Origin of the sequence: Klebsiella sp. 141240 (genome assembly GCF_050600805.1) — a bacterium.
GTDB classification, from domain to species: domain Bacteria; phylum Pseudomonadota; class Gammaproteobacteria; order Enterobacterales; family Enterobacteriaceae; genus Klebsiella; species Klebsiella aerogenes.
In genome coordinates, this window is record NZ_JAQIRK010000018.1 from 1 (window position 1) to 18,745 (window position 18,745).

The following is an 18,745-nucleotide window of genomic DNA, read 5'->3' on the forward strand; positions in this document are numbered from 1 at the left end:
AAAAATTCGGTGGAGCGGTAGTTCAGTCGGTTAGAATACCTGCCTGTCACGCAGGGGGTCGCGGGTTCGAGTCCCGTCCGTTCCGCCACTTATTTGAAGCCCTGAGCATCTGCTCAGGGCTTTTTTGTTTTCTCCATTCTAATTATTGCTAAATCAGCAAAAATCCTCTGCATTTATCGATCTTTTTCCCAGCCCGACCTTCAACCATAATGGCCTCAGTTAAGCGAAATGAATAATTAACGAGGAACATCTATCATGGCAATCCCTGCATTTGGTCTTGGCACTTTCCGTCTGCAAGACGACGTAGTCATCAACTCTGTAAAAATGGCGCTGGAGCTGGGCTATCGTACTATCGATACCGCACAGATCTATGAAAACGAAGCCGCTGTTGGTCAGGCTATCGCGGAAAGCGGCGTGCCGCGTGATGAACTGTTCATCACCACCAAAATCTGGATCGAAAACCTGAGTAAAGACAAGCTGATCGCCAGCCTGAAAGAGAGTCTTCAGAAGCTGCGTACCGATTATGTTGATCTGACGCTGATTCACTGGCCGTCGCCGAACGATGCGGTTGCTGTTGAAGAGTTTATGGCTGCGCTGATGGAAGCGAAGAAACTGGGTTTGACCCGTCAGATCGGTATCTCTAACTTCACTATTCCACTGATGGAGCGTGCGATCGCCGCCGTTGGCGCTGAAAATATCGCGACCAACCAGGTTGAACTGTCTCCGTACCTGCAGAACCGTAAAGTGGTGGATTGGGCGCGTGAACACGGTATCCACATCACCTCTTATATGACGCTGGCCTACGGTAAAGCGCTGAAAGATGAAGTGATTGCCCGTATCGCGGCGAAACATAATGCCACCCCGGCACAGGTAATCCTGGCGTGGGCGATGGGCGAAGGCTATGCGGTTATTCCATCTTCCACCAAGCGTGAAAACCTGGCGAGCAACCTGAAAGCGCTGGATCTGAAGCTGGATGATGAAGATCGTAAAGCGATTGCCGCGCTGGATTGCAACGACCGACTGGTAAGCCCGGAAGGTCTGGCGCCGAAGTGGGATTAATCCACTGATTCCGGCAGACGGTTGATGCCGCTGCCGGATGATAGTTTTTTACAGCTCCTTCGGGAGCTGTTTGACATGCTCACTCAGAAAGTCAATAAATGCCCTGATACGCGTGCTGACGGCTCTATCACTGTAGTACACCGCACTGAAAGGCATCTCCACCGGCAAGCGCTTGTCGGCAAGTAGCTCCACAAACTCCCCGCTGGCAATCTCTTTATCCACCATATAATCCGATAGACAGGCAATACCATTGCCGCCAAGACAGAGCTGTTTTAGCGTTTCGCCACTGTTAGAGGTAATTTCGCAACCCACTTCCAGTAATTGTCCATCGTTGGCGGCAATAGGCCAGGTATTCAACGAGACGGGTTCGGTGAATCCCAGACAGAGATGATCCGCAAGATCTTCCGCATTTACCGGCGTGCCGTAGCGGGTGATATAATCAGGCGAAGCGATGATCTTACGGTAACTATTGAATAGCGGACGGGCGCGCAGGCTGGAATCTGTGAGGGTACCCGCGCGGATCGCAACGTCGACTTTGCGTTCGATAAGATTAATGAAGGTTTCCGAGGAGACCAGCGAGAGCGTCATTTCCGGATAACGTTCACGAAACGGTTTTACCAGCGGCATTAAAAAATGCAGCATCACCGGCGTGGCGGCATCAACGCGGAGCAATCCGCGAGGGGTGGTACGCGTCTCCAGAAGCTCATTTTCGGCAGCCGCCATTTCCTGCAACACCACCTGCATGCGGCGGAAATAACGCTCACCTTCTTCTGTCAGGCTCAGCTGGCGCGTGGTCCGGTTTAACAAACTAACGCCTAGCTTTGATTCCAGCTTTTTGACTGCCCGGCTGACGGCAGAGTTTGCCTGTCCGAGCTGCTCGGCCGCCCGGCTAAAACTGCCGCTTTCCACTACGGCGACGAAGATAGCGATCTCTTCTGACGTGGCTCTCATTGTTGCACCTATAGCAAAATTCTATTGAGATTTTGATGGTTTTTGTTATTTAAACATCCCTTCATACTACGTGTCATCTTAATCCTGATGCTACGGAGTAAATTATGCCACTGGCGCTACTTGCATTAACCATCGGTGCCTTTGCTATTGGCACTACCGAATTTGTGATCGTCGGTCTGGTACCGACCATTGCCGAACAACTGGCTATCTCGCTACCGTCTGCGGGCCTGCTGGTTTCCATCTACGCGCTAGGCGTGGCGGTTGGCGCGCCGGTGCTGACCGCGTTAACCGGGCGCATGCCGCGTAAGCAACTCCTGCTGGCGTTAATGGTGCTTTTTACCGCCGGTAACCTGCTAGCGTGGCAGGCTCCGGGTTATGGCACTTTGATTGTGGCCCGCCTGCTGACCGGCCTGGCGCACGGCGTATTCTTTTCTATCGGCTCGACGATTGCCACCAGCCTGGTGCCAAAAGAGAAAGCCGCCTCGGCCATTGCTATCATGTTCGGTGGCCTGACGGTCGCGCTGGTAACCGGGGTGCCGTTCGGGACATTCATCGGTCAGCATTTTGGCTGGCGTGAAACGTTCCTCGCGGTATCGATTCTGGGCGTCATTGCGCTTATCAGCAGCCTGATCCTGGTGCCAAATAATATTCCGGGCCGCGCCGGAGCTAGCCTGCGCGATCAGATGAAAGTTTTGACTCATCCGCGCCTGTTGATGATCTACGCGATTACCGCGCTGGGCTATGGCGGCGTGTTTACCGCATTTACTTTCCTCGCGCCGATGATGCAGGACCTGGCTGGCTTTAGCCCGTCTGCGGTCAGTTGGATCCTGCTGGGTTACGGTATCTCTGTCGCTATCGGTAACGTGTGGGGCGGTAAGCTCGCTGATAAACATGGCGCTGTCGCCGCGTTGAAATTTATCTTCGCTGCATTGGTGGTACTGTTGCTGGTCTTCCAGTTCACGGCTAATCTGCACTACGCCGCTCTGGCAACGGTACTGGTGATGGGGATTTTCGCCTTCGGCAACGTTCCGGGTCTGCAGGTCTATGTGGTACAAAAGGCTGAACAGTACACGCCGGGCGCCGTTGATGTTGCTTCTGGTTTGAACATCGCTGCCTTCAATATTGGTATTGCCCTCGGTTCGGTCATTGGTGGACAGACGGTCGAGCTGTACGGTCTGGCGCAGACGCCGTGGATTGGCGCGCTGATTGTGCTGGTGGCTTTGCTACTGGTCGTACTGAGCGGTCGTTTAGATAAATCTCCACGCCGTTCGGCAGCCGTTTCTCTCGAAGGATAAGGCTTTCTCGCAAATTGCATTGAAAGTGTATGGGAAAATCCCTATAACAGAAGAACCAGCCGCAGTCGGGCTGGTTTCCTGTTATCGAGGTTCAATGCCCAAATTGCGAAAGAATACCTATGCCATGCGCTATGTCGCCGGACAACCCGCGGAGAGAATCTTGCCTCCGGGGGCGTTTGCGGGCGTCAGTCCGGTTTATCCCGCCGGCGCGCCGTTAAGCAGCGATGAGAAAATTCGCGTGCTGGTGTGGAATATCTTCAAGCAGCAGCGTGCTGAATGGCAGTCGGTACTCAAAAATTTCGGCAAAGACGCGCATCTGGTCCTGTTGCAGGAGGCGCAAACCACCCCAGAACTGGTCAGGTTCGCGACTTCAAACTATCTGGCCGCCGATCAGGTGCCGGCGCTGGTATTGCCGCAGCATCCTTCCGGCGTGATGACGCTGGCCTCCGCTCACCCCATCTATTGCTGTCCCTTGCGCGAGCGCGAACCTATTTTACGTTTGCCTAAATCGGCGTTAGTGACCGTTTATCCGCTGCCCGATGCACGGCTGTTAATGGTGGTGAATATCCATGCGGTTAATTTTAGTCTTGGCGTCGATGTCTATAGTAAACAGCTGCTGCCAATTGGCGATCAGATTGCCCATCACAGCGGGCCGGTAATCATGGCTGGTGATTTCAACGCCTGGAGCCGCCCGCGGATGAACGCGCTGTACCGCTTTGCGCGTGAGATGTCGTTACGCGAGGTTCGTTTCTCTGACGATCAGCGCCGCCGCGCGTTTGGTCGCCCGCTCGATTTTGTGTTCTACCGTGGATTAAGCGTGCACGATGCTTCCGTGCTGGTGACCCGCGCCTCCGATCACAACCCGCTACTAGTCGAATTCAGTCCCGGCAAGCCTGATTAATTAAGGTATGTCAGGCCTGCCATCGGGCAGGTCTGCGTTCAGCACGATGCTGCCCTTTATTACTCAAACCACCGAAGGACAACACAATGACAACACGCTCTCATCATGACAACGTCGAAAAGCAGTTTGGCTCACAGGCAAGCGCCTATCTGACCAGCGCCGTGCACGCCTCCGGGCGCGATCTGCAGCGTCTGGCGGAACGGCTGGCGGATTTCCCGCAGGCAACGTTGCTGGATATGGGATGCGGGGCAGGGCACGCCAGCTTTACCGCTGCCGGCCAGGTAGCGCAGGTTACCGCGTATGATTTATCGAGCCAGATGCTGGAGGTTGTCGCTCAGGCGGCAAAAGACAAAGGCTTTACCAACATCGTCACTCAGCAGGGGTATGCTGAAAAGCTGCCGTTCTCCGACGCCAGTTTTGATGTGGTGATTAGCCGCTACTCCGCTCACCATTGGCATGATGTCGGCCAGGCGCTGCGTGAGGTGAAACGCGTGCTGAAGCCGGGTGGGGTGATGATCATCATGGACGTGATGTCTCCGGGGCATCCGGTGCGTGATGTCTGGCTGCAAACCGTAGAAGCGCTGCGCGACACTTCGCACGTGCGTAACTACTCCAGCGGCGAGTGGCTGGCGCTGGCCAATGACGCAGGCCTGGCGATCAATCATTTATTGACCGACCGTCTGCCGCTGGAGTTTAGCTCGTGGGTCGCGCGGATGCGCACGCCCGAGGCGCTGGCGGAGGCGATTCGCTTATATCAGCAGAGCGCATCGGCAGAGGTTAAAGCCTACTTCGAATTACAGCAGGATGGATCGTTTACCAGCGATACCATCATGTTTGAAGCGCATAAAGCAGTGTAACGCTGGCAATAAAAAAGGCACCGGTGAAGCGGTGCCTTTCTCATTATCCTGGAATCAGGATTCAGGTCTGTCGTTGTTTTTCACAAACAACGTCAGCTGATCCCCTGGCTTCAGGTTATCGGTATCGCTGTTCCAGCGCATAACGTCGCGGATATTGACGCCGTGGCGTTTTGCGATGCTCGACAGCGAGTCGCCCTTACGAACACGATAGGTGATGCTATCGCTGTTGTTCGCCAGACGTTGCGCACTGCTGCCTGCGCCGACAACCAGATTTTGCCCGACTTTAAGCCCAGAACCGCGCAGGTTATTCCACTGCTGCAGATCCCTGGTGGTAACGCCGAGACGCGAAGCAATCCCGGAAATTGTGTCGCCAGAACGTACTTTATAGCTACGGCTGGTCAGCGGCGTATTGTCAGCAAGCTGCGTCGGCTGTACGGCGGCAATGTCGCCAGAGGCCAGAGATTCACGCAGTTGCGCTGCGTGCTTCTGAGGCACCATGACGTACTTTGGCCCGCTAGCGCCAAGCGTGGACCCCTTGACGCCGGCGTTGAAGGTTTTCAGCTTGCTAACCGGCATTCCTGCCATGTCCGCGAGCTGAGAAATCTCAACCGGGCTATCGAGGCGAACGCGCGCCAACGCCCGGCTTTCATCAGCCGTGGGCAGCTTCACGCCGTAACGCTTGCTGTTTTTGAGAATATCGCTCAAAGCCAGCATTTTTGGCACGTAGACCTTGGTTTCATGCGGCAGCGAGAGCGACCAGAAATCGGTGGGTTTACCACGCGAACGGTTCGCCTTCACGGCCTTCATTACCCGGCCTTCGCCGCTGTTATATGCCGCGACGGTCAGTAACCAGTCGCCGTCGAACATTTTGTTCAGACGTTGCATCATGTCCAGCGCCGCGGTAGTAGACGCGACGACATCACGACGCGCATCGTAACTGCGGGTCTGTTTTAAACCATAATTGCGCCCTGTGCTCGGAATGATCTGCCAAATGCCTGCGGCATTGGCGCCAGACGTCGCGTGTGGGTCAAAAGCGCTCTCCACTATGGGTAGTAATACCAGTTCCATTGGCATGTTACGTTTCTTAACTTGCCCGGCTATCCAGTACATATACGGTTCAGCCCGTAAAGTTACATCGTGGAGATAGCTCTTATTACGTAAGTACTTCTGTTTCTGTTCGCGAATCCGGGGGTTTTCCGGAATTCCCATCTTTAGCTCGTCGCTTATGGAAGTCCACAGATCCTGGTCTTGCGCGTAGAGGGTTCCATCATCTAACCATCGCGCCTGACTTGTGAACTTGCCTGCTTCCCCTTGACCAGCTGCAGAAAGGCTCTGTGCTCGCTGCTCTACGGTGCCGTCGTGCTTCGACGCCTGGCACCCTACCAGCAGGACAGAGGCGAGTAATATCGCTCGTGCCTTCATGTGTGTGTCAATAGTTGCTTAAAAGACGAGCAAGGATAACGGTGAAGGCCGAGGATGACAAGCGTTAAATCTCAGAAGTCATCTTTCTTTGACCTTAACCATGCAAATCTCTGCGCTGAGTGTTGCAAATTTGTTTCTTTGGATATTTCTTTAATTAAATCATTGTCATCCGTACGTAAAAATAAATTTATACGGCGTTCATTTTTCAGAGTAACGGGTAGTGTCTTTTGGTTTTTTGCGCGTAACTCATTAACTTTATGGTAGTAATCCTTTATATCCATATCATCTGGCAGGATACTCAATGCAAACTTCATGTTTGCTAAAGTGTACTCATGTGCGCAACAAATTAGTGTGTCATCGGGAAGGGCGTTTATTTTCATAAATGATTGATACATTTGGTCCGCTGTACCTTCGAACAATCTGCCACAGCCTCCGGAAAACATTGTATCGCCACAAAATAGATAAGGTTCGCTGTAGAAACAGATATGTCCTAATGTGTGACCGGGAGTGGAGAAAATAGAAAATTCGCGGCCCAAAACAGTAATGCTATCGCCATCAGATACAATATCCGTGCTTCCCTTATCCTGGGTTTCTGCCGGCCCGTAAACCACAAGTTGCGGGAACTTTTGCCGCAGTTCTTTCACGCCGCCAACATGATCGTGGTGGTGGTGGGTTAACAAAATCGCTTCTGGCTGCCAGCCGTTTTCTTCAATGGCCGCGAGTACCGGCGCGGCTTCGCCCGGGTCGACTATCACACAACGACGGTTATCGTCGCTAAGAACCCAGATGTAGTTGTCCTGAAATGCAGGAATACTGATAAGATTCATAAATTACCTCTCAAAGCGTTGCGGAAGGTTGCGATGAAGCCGGCAAGGATACCTCATACAATTACAGCTCCAGAGCATTGGTCCAGTATGCCGTGGGGTGAATACTATCGCGAGTCGCTGGAACGGCATATGAAACCGTGGCTGGCTAAATTATATGGCTTTCATCTACTTAAGATTGGCAATCTGAGCGCGGAAATCAATACCGAAGCCTGCGCGATCTCCCATCAGGTGAACGTTTCGCTGGGGGGAAGTCCTATCCAGGTCAAAGCCGACCCACTCTATCTTCCTTTCGCCGCCAAATCTGTGGATGCCTGTTTACTGGCGCATACTTTGCCATGGTGCAGCGATCCGCACCGGCTGTTGCGGGAAGCTGACCGCGTGCTGATTGACGATGGCTGGATGATTTTGACCGCCTTTAATCCGATGAGCCTCGTCGGATTGCGCAAAGTGACGCCGATCCTGCGAAAAACTATCCCCTATAACAGCCGCATGTTTACCATGACGCGACAGCTTGACTGGCTGGCGCTGCTCAATTTTGAGGTGCTGCACTACGGTCGCTATCAGGTGCTGCCCTGGTCGAAGCAGGGGGGAAAAATGTTAAGTACTCATCTGCCGGCTTTGGGGTGTTTGCAGATGATCGTCGCGCGGAAAAGAACCATTCCGCTGACGCTAAATCCGATGAAGTCCGGGAAGGCGAAGACGCAGCTGCGTCCGGCCGTTGGCGCCACCAGGCAGTGGCGCGACGGGGGAAATTAGCTTTCCGGCTGGTAGCCGACGTCGTCCAGCGTGGGGTTAGACGCCGCAGCGCGCGCGAGTTCGTCACAGCGTTCGTTTTCCGGGTGCCCGGCATGGCCTTTGACCCATTCCCACTTAATTTGATGCTGGCCGAGAGCGGCATCAAGACGTTTCCACAGATCGACATTTTTAACCGGCTTTTTGTCCGCGGTTTTCCAGCCGCGTTTTTTCCAGTTATGGATCCACTGGGTTATCCCCTGGCGGACGTACTGGCTATCGGTGCTTAGCACCACTTCGCAATGCTCTTTAAGCGCTTCGAGAGCGACGATGGCAGCCATCAGTTCCATGCGGTTGTTAGTCGTCAGGCGGTAGCCCGCGCTGTAGGTTTTTTCATGCTGGCGATAGCGCATAATAGCGCCGTAGCCGCCAGGCCCAGGATTTCCCAGGCAAGAACCATCGGTGAAAATTTCTACCTGTTTGAGCATCTCTGGTAGACTTCCTGTAATTGAAATCGATATGTAAACGACAAGTCTGACATAAATGACCGCTATGAGCACTGCAATTACACGACAGATTGTTCTCGATACCGAAACCACCGGTATGAACCAGATCGGCGCCCACTATGAAGGGCATAAGATCATCGAGATCGGCGCCGTAGAGGTGATCAACCGTCGCCTCACCGGTAATAACTTCCATGTTTACCTGAAGCCCGATCGGCTGGTGGACCCTGAAGCCTTCGGCGTTCACGGTATTGCCGATGAATTCCTCATGGATAAGCCGACATTTGCCGACGTTGCCGATGAGTTCATGGAGTATATCCGCGGCGCGGAGCTGGTCATCCATAACGCATCGTTCGATATCGGCTTTATGGATTATGAATTCAAAAAGCTGAACCGCGGCATTGAGAAAACGGAGACCTTTTGTAAGGTCACCGATAGCCTGGCGCTGGCGCGTAAGATGTTCCCCGGCAAGCGTAACAGCCTCGATGCGCTCTGTTCACGTTATGAGATAGACAACAGCAAGCGTACGCTGCACGGGGCGTTGCTCGATGCCCAGATACTGGCCGACGTCTATCTGATGATGACCGGCGGGCAGACCAGCATGGCGTTTTCGATGGAAGGGGAAGGCCAACAGCAGGCCGGCGATATTGGAATACAGCGCGTTGTCCGCGCCGCCAGTAAATTACGTGTGGTTTATGCCTCTGACAGCGAGCTGGCGGACCATGAATCGCGTCTCGACTTGGTGCAGAAGAAGGGCGGAAGCTGCCTGTGGCGCGCCTGATTGCCGGCAATATGCGCTAAAAATAGGCGGGCGGGCTAATTTTGCAGCAAACGATTCAAAAGTGAAGAAAAAGCGTTGACGACGATGTAGGGAAACCGTAATATTTGCCTCGTTCCCAACGGAACAACAACGCGGAGCGGTAGTTCAGTCGGTTAGAATACCTGCCTGTCACGCAGGGGGTCGCGGGTTCGAGTCCCGTCCGTTCCGCCACTATTAAGAAGGCCTGAATCAGCAATGATTCAGGCCTTCGTCGTTTGGGGGAATTATCATTTAATCCGCCCCTAACGCCTCCTCAACACACTGCATAAATACCCGCATTGCCGGGCTGACCACTTTACCGGCGTGATGGGCGCATATCGCGTTAATAGTGAGTGGAATATCGCTGAACGGGAGTTCAACCAGCGTACCGCGCTTAAGCTCTTCCTCAACGGCGAAACGCGGCAGATAGCTGACGCCAAGATTGCTCGCCACGCACTGCTTAATACTTTCGATACTCCAGAGCTCAATGGTATTTTCCAGGGTAATGGCGCGCTGGCGCAGCGTGCTTTCAAAAATCTGCCGAAATACGCACTGTGGCTCATTGATAACAAAGCTCAGCGGAATATGTTGCCCGCAGTGGGTAAAATCGACCGCCGGATGCTGCGGCGAGGCGACCAGCGTCAGCGACTGCTGGCCAAAGCTTTTCATGGTTAACGCGTCATCGTTGCCAACCCGATAAAACACGCCCAAATCGGCGCTATCGTTGAGTAGCGCATCGCGGATGACATAACAGTTGAGCGACTGCAGCGATAAGCGTACCTGCGGCGCCCGTTGTTTAAAGCGCTGTAGCACCTGCGGCATTTTATAGGCCAGCAGGGTTTCCCCACAGGCAACGCGTAGCTCGCCAGCCGGTTCGCCATCCTCGCGAGCCGCCTCGCGAATGGTTTCCATCACCCTCGCCAGTTCATGGACGTGCGGCAGCACCTTTTTACCGGATTCGGTCAGGCACATGCGGCGGCCAATTTTTTCAAACAGCTGAACGGCAAGCTCTTGCTCAAGCTGTTGAATATGAAAGGTTACCGTGGATTGCGTACAGCATAGCTTTTGCGCCGCGCGTAAAAACGAGCCTTCTTCCACTACCGTTTTGAGAGTAATAAAACGCCGCAGATCCATTTCGCCACCAACTATCGAAAATATCGAATTCAGAATCAAAAAACATTCATTTTTTTAAATGAATGGCATCGGGTACTGTCTGCCAAAACGAAGGAGAAGACAAGTGACCCCAGCTTTGATTAGTGCTTTTTTGACTTATACCCTGATAACCGCGCTGACTCCCGGCCCTAATAATATTCTTGCCCTCAGCAGCGTCACCTCCCATGGCTTACGCCGCAGCCTGCGGGTGCTGGCGGGGATGAGCGTCGGTTTTATTATCACCATGCTGATTTGCGCGGCGTTAACCTTTTCGCTGGTGGAACTCGACTCGCGATTTACCCGGATATTGGGATGGATTGGCGCGGCGTATATCCTGTGGCTGGCCTGGCAGATAGCCAAAAGCAAACCGGGGGCAGGCGCGCTGAGTACAGAGCCGGTGGGTTTCTGGGCGAGCCTGGGCCTGCAGTTCGTCAACGTAAAAATTATTCTGTATGGCATCACCGCGCTCTCTACCTTTGTCCTGCCCGTTACCCGCGAGCCGATTTGGCTCATCGGCGTGAGTCTGCTGCTGGCGGCGATTGGCGCGCTGGGAAATCTGTGCTGGGCGCTGGCGGGGCATCTGTTTCAGCGCCTGTTTTTGTTGTACGGGCGCCAACTGAACTGGGTGTTGGCAGCGTTATTGGTCTACTGCGCTTTGCGGATCGTGGTGGAATAAAAAGGGAGCGCAGTGGCTCCCGAAAAGTGTTTAGCCGATCGTGAAAGGATCGGCATCCTGCCAGGCCGGAAATTTCTCGCGATACTCCTGCAGCGCGGCCAACGACAGATCGGCATCGAGCCGCGTCGCCTGATGCGGTTCGGCGGTGGCGATAATCTCTCCCTGCGGGCTAATGATACGGCTATCGCCCCGATAGTGGTGGCCGTTGCCATCGGTGCCGACGCGGTTGCAGCCGGCGACGTAGGCCTGGTTTTCAATGGCTCTGGCGACCAGCAGCGATTGCCAGTGCAGCGAACGCGGGGCAGGCCAGTTAGCAACATACAGCGCCAGGTCGTAATCGTTGTGGTTACGCGACCATACCGGGAAGCGCAGGTCATAGCACACCAGCGGCAGAATCCGCCAGCCGCGCCATTCAAAGACCACTCGTTCGGTTCCTGCCTCATAATGGTGATGTTCATCCGCCATGCGGAACAGGTGACGCTTATCGTAAAAATGCGTTTTACCGCCGGGCTCTACCAGCAGAAAGCGGTTCACCGGGCCGCGGTCGGTCTGCAATGCCGCGCTACCGGCAATCAGCGCGTTGGTCTGCTCCGCTTTCGCCTGCATCCACTCAACGACCTCTTCCTGCGGCATCGACTGCTTCGCCGCTTCCATGGCAAAACCAGTAGTAAACATCTCAGGCAGTACAATGATGTCGCGCCCGCTCACTTCTTCCAGCTGACGATCGAAATGGCGCAGGTTGGCGGGACCATCCATCCACACCAGCGGTTGCTGCAACAGCGTAATTTTCAAGCCAGGCACAGTGGTGAACTCCATTATAAAGAGGGCGTTTAGATAATTTTAATACCATATCAGCAGCGGGAGGCGGCATGGAATATTTTGTTAAAAAAATGCTACTTTGGCGGGGGAGTAACAAAAGAAAAGGCGGGGAAATTCCCCGCCTTCGTCGTGATGTGCAGTATTGCTTTTATTATGCCGCTTCAATCTTGCGGATTTTTTCCGGCAGCTTTACCGGTTTGGTCGCCAGTTCATCCGCCGCGAAATCATCAACGTTAATACTGCGCAGACGGCTGGTTTCTGCACGGGTCAGGATTGCGGCTTCCTCCTGATTAATTAACCCTTTGGCCAGCGCATTAGTGGCCAGCTCATCCAGGCGGGTGAACGGCAGATTTTTACCCAGCTCTTTGCAGATGCGTTGGTGGATTGGATCCGCCGCCATCACATCCAGCAGCGCCTCTTCCAGCAGGCCAACCGGGTTATGTTCGCTTGGCGTCAGGTACTGACCGCGACCGATACGAGAGCGGGTCGCGCTCGGAACCTGCAGGATTTTCGCCACTTTATGATCCAGCTTATCGGACGGCGCATCGTAGTGACGGCCGGTCGGGAAGATGGCGAGACGCAGCGCGCCTGCGACAAAGCGGTTCGGGAAGTTCTTCAGCAGGTCATCGATAGCCTGCTCCGCCTGATACAGCGCATCCTGCACGCCCCAATGGACCAGCGGCAGATCCGCTTCATTACGGCCTTCATCGTCATAACGTTTCAGCACCGCCGATGCCAGATAAAGCTGGCTCAGCACGTCGCCGAGACGCGCGGAGATACGTTCGCGACGCTTCAGGCTGCCGCCCAGCACCGCCATTGATACATCCGACAGCAGGGCCAGGTTGGCGCTCAGGCGGTTCATGTGCTGATAGTAGCGGCGCGTGGTGTCACGGGTCGGCGCGCTGCTGGTGCGGCCGCGAGTCAGGCCCAGCCAGAAGCTGCGTACTTTGTTGCTACCAACGTGGCCGATATGTTTAAACAGCAGCTTGTCGAAGGCGTTAACGTCATTGTTCTGCGCGGCGGCCATCTCATCCAGTACATACGGATGGCAGCGAATCGCCCCCTGACCAAAGATCATCATGCTGCGGGTGAGGATATTCGCCCCTTCAACGGTAATGGCGATCGGCGCGCCCTGATAAGCGCGGGCAAGGAAGTTGCCTTCGCCCAGCATGATGCCTTTACCGCCGGTAATATCCATAGCGTCAATGATTGAACGCTGGCCGCGGTGTGTACAATGATATTTAACGATTGCCGACAGCACCGCCGGTTTCTCGCCAAGCATAATCCCGTAGGTAATCAGCGAAGCGGCGGCGTCCATTACGTAGGCGTTACCTGCGATACGCGCCAGCGGCTCTTCGATCCCTTCCATTTTACCAATCGAGATTTTGAACTGACGGCGAATGTGGGCGTAGGCGCCCGTCGCCATGGCGACGGATTTCAGGCCGCCGGTGGCGTTGGACGGCAGAGTAATGCCGCGACCCACGGACAGGCACTCAACCAGCATACGCCAGCCCTGGCCGGCCATGCTCGGGCCGCCGATGATGTAATCGATCGGTACGAAAATATCTTTACCGCGAGTAGGGCCGTTCTGGAATGGCACGTTCAACGGGAAGTGACGACGGCCAATTTCCACGCCCGGCGTTGAGGTAGGGATCAACGCGCAGGTGATACCGAGCTCTTCCTCGCCGCCCAGCAGACGGTCCGGGTCAGAGAGTTTGAAAGCCAGGCCCAGCACGGTGGCGATCGGCGCGAGGGTGATATAGCGCTTGTTCCAGGTCAGGCGCATACCCAGCACCTGCTGACCCTGCCAGTCGCCCATACAGACTACGCCGGTATCCGGGATCGCGCCGGCGTCGGAGCCCGCTTCCGGGCTGGTCAACGCGAAGCATGGGATCTCCTGACCACGCGCCAGGCGCGGCAGGTAGTGATTTTTCTGCTCTTCGGTACCGTAATGTTGCAGCAGTTCGCCCGGCCCTAAGGAGTTAGGCACGCCGACGGTGATCGCCAGGATCCCGGAAACGCCGGACAGCTTTTGCAGCACGCGAGACTGGGCATAGGCGGAAAACTCCAGCCCGCCGTACTCTTTCTTAATGATCATCGCGAAGAAGCGATGCTCTTTCAGGTACGCCCACAGCTCCGGCGGCAGATCCGCCATCTCATGGGTAATTTCGAAGTCGTTCGCCATGCGGCAGGCTTCTTCTACCGGGCCGTCGATGAAAGCCTGCTCTTCGGCGGTGAGGCGCGGCTGCGGATAGTTATGCAGCTTGTGCCAGTCCGGGTTGCCGCGGAACAGATCGCCTTCCCACCAGGTGGTGCCGGCATCGATGGCTTCTTTTTCCGTACGCGACATCGGCGGCATTACTTTACGGAAAGCGCGGAATGCCGGGGCGGAGAAAAGGGATTTACGCATCGGCGCAAAGTTGAACGGCAGCAGGATAATCGCCAGCGGCAGCAGCAGCCAGATATTCCACAGCCCCGCCACGCTGAGCGCCGCGGTCCAGGCGAGCAAAATCACGCTGCTGAGAAGCAGGCTGACTCGGTGATAGAAGAGCACGCCGAGTAACACTACGGTTGCAACAATACTCAAAATCATCATAGAGAAATGCTCCCTTATCTTGTAGGAGGTCTGACCACTTGTGATGTATTGGTTGTAGTGGATGTAATTTGTTTTAGCAATGTGTTTACAAAATAATTACAACCTTGCTCACATTGTTGGCTGGAAAAGCGGCACGTAAAATCAAAAGGACGGGGGATAACGTCGCCTGCTGCTTCTCGCTTCGGCGGCTATCCGGTACACTGCCAGGGTTATTCCAACCAATACTGAAGGATTATCCTCATGTACCAGGATCTTATTCGTAACGAACTGAACGAAGCCGCGGAAACGCTGGCCAACTTTCTGCAGGACGAGGCCAACATTCATGCTATCCAACGCGCGGCGGTACTGCTGGCGGATAGCTTCAAAGCTGGCGGTAAAGTGCTTTCCTGCGGCAACGGCGGTTCTCATTGCGATGCGATGCATTTTGCGGAAGAGCTGACCGGGCGTTATCGCGAAAACCGCCCTGGTTATCCGGCGATCGCTATCTCTGATGTCAGCCATCTGTCCTGCGTGAGTAATGATTTTGGCTATGAATACGTCTTCTCCCGCTACGTTGAATCGGTTGGCCGCGCAGGCGATGTTCTGCTGGGGATCTCCACTTCCGGCAACTCCGGCAACGTGATCAAAGCGATTGAAGCCGCTCGTGCGCAGGGAATGAAAGTGATCACCCTGACCGGTAAAGACGGCGGCAAAATGGCGGGTTCCGCCGATGTTGAAATCCGCGTACCGCATTTCGGTTACGCCGATCGCATTCAGGAGATTCACATTAAGGTGATTCATATTCTGATTATGTTGATCGAAAAAGAGATGGTTAAAGCTTAACTTGCCATGATGACGGCGCCGTGGCTTCCATGTTGAGGAGCTGCGGCGACAAGGCTTTAGCGGCAGGATATTTTGTGCAGTGGTATGAGGTGATCTATGTGCGAATTGCTCGGGATGAGCGCCAATGTGCCGACCGATATCTGTTTTAGCTTCTCCGGGCTGGTTCAGCGCGGGGGCGGCACCGGGCCGCATAAAGACGGCTGGGGCATTACCTTTTACGAAGGGAAAGGGTGTCGCACATTTAAAGATCCGCAGCCGAGCTTTCAGTCGCCGATAGCCAAACTGGTACAGGATTATCCCATCAAATCCTGTTCCGTCATCGCCCATATCCGTCAGGCTAACCGCGGCGAGGTGGCGCTGGAAAACACCCATCCGTTTACTCGCGAGCTGTGGGGGCGCCACTGGACCTACGCCCATAACGGCCAGCTCAAAGGTTATAAATCGCTGAAGACGGGGAATTTCCGCCCGGTGGGCGAGACCGACAGCGAAACGGCTTTCTGCTGGCTGTTGCACCGTTTAACCGAGCGCTATCCGCGCACGCCGGGCAATATGGTCGGCGTGTTTAAATACATCGCGACGCTGGCGGGCGAAATGCGTGAGAAGGGCGTGTTTAATATGCTGTTATCGGACGGGCGCTATGTAATGGCGTACTGTTCAACCAACCTGTACTGGATCACCCGTCGGGCGCCGTTTGGCGTGGCGAAGCTGCTGGATCAGGATGTGGAAATTGATTTTCAACGTGAGACCACACCAAACGATGTGGTCTCCGTTATCGCCACTCAGCCGCTGACCGGCAATGAGGCCTGGAATAAAATCATGCCAGGCGAGTGGGCGTTATTTTGCCTCGGGGAGCGTATAGTTTGAGGCCAGCTGCGGCTGGATAACCTCGTGGCTGAGCGGCTTGCTGACGATATAGCGGCCATCCATCACCGAAACCACCGGCGGTTTGTGGGTCTGCTGGAAGTAGTCATAGCCTGGCTTCAGCTGCTTCCAGAAATCCGAATAGTACGAGAACTTATGCCGCGCCATGTTGGCGTCGGTCATCCGGAACGGATAGATGCTGACCTGCACGCTTGGCTGGCCAAATACCAGCGCGCCGGTGACAAACTGGAAGATCTCGTCAATGCCGGTGTCGGTCATCGCGTAGCAGCCGACGGAAACGCAGGCGCCGTGGATCATCAGGTATTTACCTTCATAGCCGTGCGCGCGATCGTAGGCATTCGGGAAGCCGATATTGATCGCTTTATAAAAGCGGCTGTCTGGTTTTAGCTGACTGCGCGAGACGTTATAAAATCCTTCCGGACTTTTAAAATCGCCCTGGCGTTGCTTCGGCCCGAGGCCGCCGGAGTAGTTACAGATCCGGTAGCTATCGAGAAGCTGGTAGGTTTCGCCCATTTTGACATAGAGATCGAGCATCCGCTCTTCTTTGAAGATCTCAATATAAACGGGGGAGCCCATTAACTGCTGTTTATATTCTTTGCTAACCGGCGTTGTCGGGCTGTTACTGCTGAGTAACCCAGCAAATGACACGCACGGCAACAGAAGCATCGCAATAAAGAATGCGATTTTGCGCATACTGCTTGTTCCTTGATAAAACAAAAAACCACATGCCAGGACGGCAAGAGATACCCGAAATCAGAGTTTTCTGGATTTAGAGCGCTCACATTAGCATCACGGCAGTTTTTCGCAAGCACGGTGTGGCTGCGTTTACAATTTAATGTTCCTTTATAGCGAATATTGCCGCAAAGCGCAGTGAGAACTTTGCGCAATAGCTCGCATTTTAGAAGCACTTATTGGCGCTTTTCCTACTTCTGCCACTCACAAAATGTTACACTCCCGCCGTTTATGACCAGGGTAAGAAAGGATGCTTCTCTCCCGTCTTGTGCCCCCGTGGCACCGCTATTCCTTTCTTATTCTGATATTCCATCAATAATGCTGGCCTCGGCTTGAGCCGGGGTTTAGGTTACGGATACCTGCTAACGATATGATTAAAATCACGAAAGGGCTGGATTTGCCCATAGCTGGCATGCCATTACAGCAGATCTCGTCCCGGCCTGCGGTGAAACGCGTCGCGCTGCTCGGCGAGGAGTACGTCGGCATGCGCCCCTCGATGGCGGTGAGCGAAGGCGATCGGGTGCAGAAAGGCCAGGTGCTGTTCGAAGACAAAAAGAACGCCGGGGTACGTTTTACCGCGCCAGCCAGCGGGGTAGTTAGCGCCATTCATCGCGGCGAGCGCCGGGTGCTGCAATCGGTGGTGATTGACGTCGACGGCAGTAATGATGCGGTGTCGTTTACCCGCTACGCATTAGAAGATCTTAACGATTTAGCGCGGGAAGCGGTGCAGCAACAGCTGCTGGACTCCGGGCAGTGGACGGCGTTTCGTACCCGTCCTTTCAGCAAAATTCCCGCGCTGGATAGCGTTCCGGCGGCTATTTTCGTCACTGCTATCGATACCAACCCGCTGGCGGCTGAACCGCAGCCGATTATCCTGGCCCAGCGTGAAGCCTTTGATGCCGGTCTGACGGTGCTAACGCACCTGACGGACGGTAAAGTCCACGTCTGTCAGGCCAGCGGCGGCAAGCTGGGCGGCCATCCCGCCGGGCAGGTGACATTCAACCAGTTTAGCGGCCCGCATCCGGCAGGGCTTGCCGGTACGCACATTCACTTCCTTGAGCCGGTCAGCCTGACCAAACAGGTCTGGCATCTCAACTATCAGGAGGTCATCGCCATTGGCAGACTGTTCCTCGACGGCGAGCTGTACAGCGACCGCGTCATTGCCCTTGGCGGCCCGCAGGTAAAACAGCCGCGATTGCTGCAAACCTGTCTCGGCGCCAGCCTCGATGAACTGCTGGCGGGCGAGCTGGTGGATGATGAAAACCGGGTAATTTCCGGTTCAGTCTTGAGCGGCACCCATGCCTGCGGCCCTCACGCTTTCCTCGGGCGCTACCATTTGCAGGTCAGCGTGGTACGAGAAGGCCGTGAAAAAGAGCTGTTTGGCTGGGTGATGCCGGGCAAAGAGAAGTTCTCGATTACCCGTACCACCCTTGGTCATTTCTTTAAGCGCAAGCGCTTTAATTTCTCCACTGATACTAACGGCGGCGAGCGGGCGATGGTGCCGATCGGCAACTATGAGCGGGTGATGCCGCTGGATATTCTGCCGACCATATTGCTGCGCGATCTGCTCGCCGGCGATAGCGATAGCGCCCAGGCGCTGGGCTGTCTGGAGCTGGATGAAGAAGATCTGGCGCTCTGCACCTACGTTTGTCCGGGCAAATATGAATACGGCCCGGCGCTGCGCAGCGTGTTAACCCAGATTGAGCAGGAAGGATAAGAG

General features: G+C 54.8%; 18 protein-coding genes and 2 tRNA genes. 12 read left to right on the forward strand and 8 right to left on the reverse strand.

The features are described from left to right. The first annotated feature begins 11 nt into the window (after positions 1 to 11). A tRNA-Asp gene (locus PGQ95_RS22080) sits at positions 12 to 88 on the forward strand. A 167-nt stretch (positions 89 to 255) separates the two neighbouring features. Beyond that, the gene (dkgB, locus tag PGQ95_RS22085) at positions 256 to 1,059 is read left to right on the forward strand and encodes a 2,5-didehydrogluconate reductase DkgB (RefSeq protein WP_049061038.1); all 804 of its coding nucleotides are present in this window, start codon (positions 256 to 258) and stop codon (positions 1,057 to 1,059) included. Between the two features lie 48 nt (positions 1,060 to 1,107). Here the strand turns inward: dkgB and yafC are convergent, their stop codons facing one another. Beyond that, positions 1,108 to 2,010, reverse strand: a complete 903-nt coding sequence (gene yafC / locus PGQ95_RS22090; protein ID WP_123273271.1) for a DNA-binding transcriptional regulator YafC — start codon at positions 2,008 to 2,010, stop codon at positions 1,108 to 1,110. 104 nt (positions 2,011 to 2,114) lie between these two features. Here yafC and PGQ95_RS22095 point away from each other — a divergent pair, with 104 nt between their 5' ends. The 3 genes from PGQ95_RS22095 (at position 2,115) to PGQ95_RS22105 (ending at position 5,063) form a co-directional block, all read left to right on the forward strand. Continuing rightward, the gene (locus PGQ95_RS22095) at positions 2,115 to 3,305 is read left to right on the forward strand and encodes an MFS transporter (protein ID WP_087859098.1); all 1,191 of its coding nucleotides are present in this window, start codon (positions 2,115 to 2,117) and stop codon (positions 3,303 to 3,305) included. Between the two features lie 103 nt (positions 3,306 to 3,408). Further along, a complete protein-coding gene (locus PGQ95_RS22100; protein WP_015704463.1) occupies positions 3,409 to 4,206 on the forward strand; it encodes an endonuclease/exonuclease/phosphatase family protein in 798 nt (265 codons plus the stop codon). Positions 4,207 to 4,292: 86 nt separating this feature from the next. After that, positions 4,293 to 5,063: a class I SAM-dependent methyltransferase gene (locus PGQ95_RS22105; protein WP_430919350.1), complete on the forward strand. Its 771-nt coding sequence runs from the start codon at positions 4,293 to 4,295 to the stop codon at positions 5,061 to 5,063. A gap of 54 nt (positions 5,064 to 5,117) precedes the next feature. On the opposite strand, the gene mltD is transcribed toward PGQ95_RS22105, so the two are convergent. Further along, positions 5,118 to 6,485 carry a murein transglycosylase D gene (mltD, locus tag PGQ95_RS22110; RefSeq protein ID WP_087859100.1) on the reverse strand — a complete coding sequence of 456 codons (1,368 nt, stop codon included), beginning with the start codon at positions 6,483 to 6,485 and terminating at the stop codon, positions 5,118 to 5,120. 71 nt (positions 6,486 to 6,556) lie between these two features. Then, positions 6,557 to 7,312, reverse strand: a complete 756-nt coding sequence (gene gloB / locus PGQ95_RS22115) for a hydroxyacylglutathione hydrolase (protein WP_430919352.1) — start codon at positions 7,310 to 7,312, stop codon at positions 6,557 to 6,559. 33 nt (positions 7,313 to 7,345) lie between these two features. Here gloB and PGQ95_RS22120 point away from each other — a divergent pair, with 33 nt between their 5' ends. Then, positions 7,346 to 8,068 carry a class I SAM-dependent methyltransferase gene (locus PGQ95_RS22120; protein ID WP_047047163.1) on the forward strand — a complete coding sequence of 241 codons (723 nt, stop codon included), beginning with the start codon at positions 7,346 to 7,348 and terminating at the stop codon, positions 8,066 to 8,068. Here the strand turns inward: PGQ95_RS22120 and rnhA are convergent. Further along, positions 8,065 to 8,532 (reverse strand): ribonuclease HI, encoded by a 468-nt coding sequence (rnhA, locus tag PGQ95_RS22125; RefSeq protein WP_015368126.1) that lies wholly within the window; start codon positions 8,530 to 8,532, stop codon positions 8,065 to 8,067. The genes PGQ95_RS22120 and rnhA overlap by 4 nt on opposite strands. 64 nt (positions 8,533 to 8,596) lie before the next feature. Here rnhA and dnaQ point away from each other — a divergent pair, with 64 nt between their 5' ends. After that, the gene (gene dnaQ, locus PGQ95_RS22130; RefSeq protein ID WP_015368125.1) at positions 8,597 to 9,328 is read left to right on the forward strand and encodes a DNA polymerase III subunit epsilon; all 732 of its coding nucleotides are present in this window, start codon (positions 8,597 to 8,599) and stop codon (positions 9,326 to 9,328) included. A 133-nt stretch (positions 9,329 to 9,461) separates the two neighbouring features. Then, positions 9,462 to 9,538: transfer RNA gene (locus PGQ95_RS22135), tRNA-Asp, on the forward strand. Positions 9,539 to 9,598: 60 nt separating this feature from the next. On the opposite strand, the gene PGQ95_RS22140 is transcribed toward PGQ95_RS22135, so the two are convergent. After that, entirely contained in the window at positions 9,599 to 10,480 is an 882-nt protein-coding gene (locus PGQ95_RS22140) for a LysR family transcriptional regulator (protein WP_430919354.1), read from the reverse strand. A gap of 103 nt (positions 10,481 to 10,583) precedes the next feature. On the opposite strand from PGQ95_RS22140, the gene eamB reads away from it, so the two are divergent. Then, complete coding sequence (eamB, locus tag PGQ95_RS22145) at positions 10,584 to 11,174, forward strand: cysteine/O-acetylserine transporter (RefSeq protein ID WP_430919356.1); 591 nt, start codon at positions 10,584 to 10,586, stop codon at positions 11,172 to 11,174. A gap of 30 nt (positions 11,175 to 11,204) precedes the next feature. On the opposite strand, the gene PGQ95_RS22150 is transcribed toward eamB, so the two are convergent. Together PGQ95_RS22150 and fadE are read right to left on the reverse strand one after the other, a co-directional pair. Beyond that, positions 11,205 to 11,975, reverse strand: a complete 771-nt coding sequence (locus PGQ95_RS22150) for an amidohydrolase (RefSeq protein ID WP_430915545.1) — start codon at positions 11,973 to 11,975, stop codon at positions 11,205 to 11,207. Between the two features lie 169 nt (positions 11,976 to 12,144). Further along, the gene (fadE, locus tag PGQ95_RS22155; protein ID WP_047047387.1) at positions 12,145 to 14,589 is read right to left on the reverse strand and encodes an acyl-CoA dehydrogenase FadE; all 2,445 of its coding nucleotides are present in this window, start codon (positions 14,587 to 14,589) and stop codon (positions 12,145 to 12,147) included. A 240-nt stretch (positions 14,590 to 14,829) separates the two neighbouring features. Between fadE and lpcA the strand changes: the two genes are divergently transcribed. Then, positions 14,830 to 15,411 carry a D-sedoheptulose 7-phosphate isomerase gene (lpcA, locus tag PGQ95_RS22160; protein WP_004099149.1) on the forward strand — a complete coding sequence of 194 codons (582 nt, stop codon included), beginning with the start codon at positions 14,830 to 14,832 and terminating at the stop codon, positions 15,409 to 15,411. Positions 15,412 to 15,507: 96 nt separating this feature from the next. Next, on the forward strand, positions 15,508 to 16,275 hold the full coding sequence (locus PGQ95_RS22165; protein WP_015368120.1) for a class II glutamine amidotransferase: 768 nt from the start codon (positions 15,508 to 15,510) through the stop codon (positions 16,273 to 16,275). Here the strand turns inward: PGQ95_RS22165 and dpaA are convergent. Then, a complete protein-coding gene (dpaA, locus tag PGQ95_RS22170) occupies positions 16,246 to 16,986 on the reverse strand; it encodes a peptidoglycan meso-diaminopimelic acid protein amidase (protein WP_113374924.1) in 741 nt (246 codons plus the stop codon). The two genes, PGQ95_RS22165 and dpaA, sit on opposite strands and share 30 nt — an antisense overlap. A 409-nt stretch (positions 16,987 to 17,395) precedes the next feature. On the opposite strand from dpaA, the gene PGQ95_RS22175 reads away from it, so the two are divergent. Further along, positions 17,396 to 18,742, forward strand: coding sequence for a Na(+)-translocating NADH-quinone reductase subunit A (locus tag PGQ95_RS22175; RefSeq protein WP_430919359.1), 1,347 nt, complete (start codon positions 17,396 to 17,398; stop codon positions 18,740 to 18,742). Positions 18,743 to 18,745 lie beyond the last annotated feature (3 nt).

Bases quoted from the DNA above. Each gene is read 5' to 3' on its own strand.
- dkgB (WP_049061038.1), top strand. From the start codon at position 256: ATGGCAATCCCTGCATTTGGTCTTGGCACTTTCCGTCTGCAAGACGAC.
- yafC (WP_123273271.1), bottom strand. From the start codon at position 2,010: ATGAGAGCCACGTCAGAAGAGATCGCTATCTTCGTCGCCGTAGTGGAA.
- PGQ95_RS22095 (WP_087859098.1), top strand. From the start codon at position 2,115: ATGCCACTGGCGCTACTTGCATTAACCATCGGTGCCTTTGCTATTGGC.
- PGQ95_RS22105 (WP_430919350.1), top strand. From the start codon at position 4,293: ATGACAACACGCTCTCATCATGACAACGTCGAAAAGCAGTTTGGCTCA.
- mltD (WP_087859100.1), bottom strand. From the start codon at position 6,485: ATGAAGGCACGAGCGATATTACTCGCCTCTGTCCTGCTGGTAGGGTGC.
- gloB (WP_430919352.1), bottom strand. From the start codon at position 7,312: ATGAATCTTATCAGTATTCCTGCATTTCAGGACAACTACATCTGGGTT.
- PGQ95_RS22120 (WP_047047163.1), top strand. From the start codon at position 7,346: ATGAAGCCGGCAAGGATACCTCATACAATTACAGCTCCAGAGCATTGG.
- rnhA (WP_015368126.1), bottom strand. From the start codon at position 8,532: ATGCTCAAACAGGTAGAAATTTTCACCGATGGTTCTTGCCTGGGAAAT.
- dnaQ (WP_015368125.1), top strand. From the start codon at position 8,597: ATGAGCACTGCAATTACACGACAGATTGTTCTCGATACCGAAACCACC.
- PGQ95_RS22140 (WP_430919354.1), bottom strand. From the start codon at position 10,480: ATGGATCTGCGGCGTTTTATTACTCTCAAAACGGTAGTGGAAGAAGGC.
- fadE (WP_047047387.1), bottom strand. From the start codon at position 14,589: ATGATGATTTTGAGTATTGTTGCAACCGTAGTGTTACTCGGCGTGCTC.
- lpcA (WP_004099149.1), top strand. From the start codon at position 14,830: ATGTACCAGGATCTTATTCGTAACGAACTGAACGAAGCCGCGGAAACG.
- PGQ95_RS22165 (WP_015368120.1), top strand. From the start codon at position 15,508: ATGTGCGAATTGCTCGGGATGAGCGCCAATGTGCCGACCGATATCTGT.
- dpaA (WP_113374924.1), bottom strand. From the start codon at position 16,986: ATGCGCAAAATCGCATTCTTTATTGCGATGCTTCTGTTGCCGTGCGTG.
- PGQ95_RS22175 (WP_430919359.1), top strand. From the start codon at position 17,396: ATGATTAAAATCACGAAAGGGCTGGATTTGCCCATAGCTGGCATGCCA.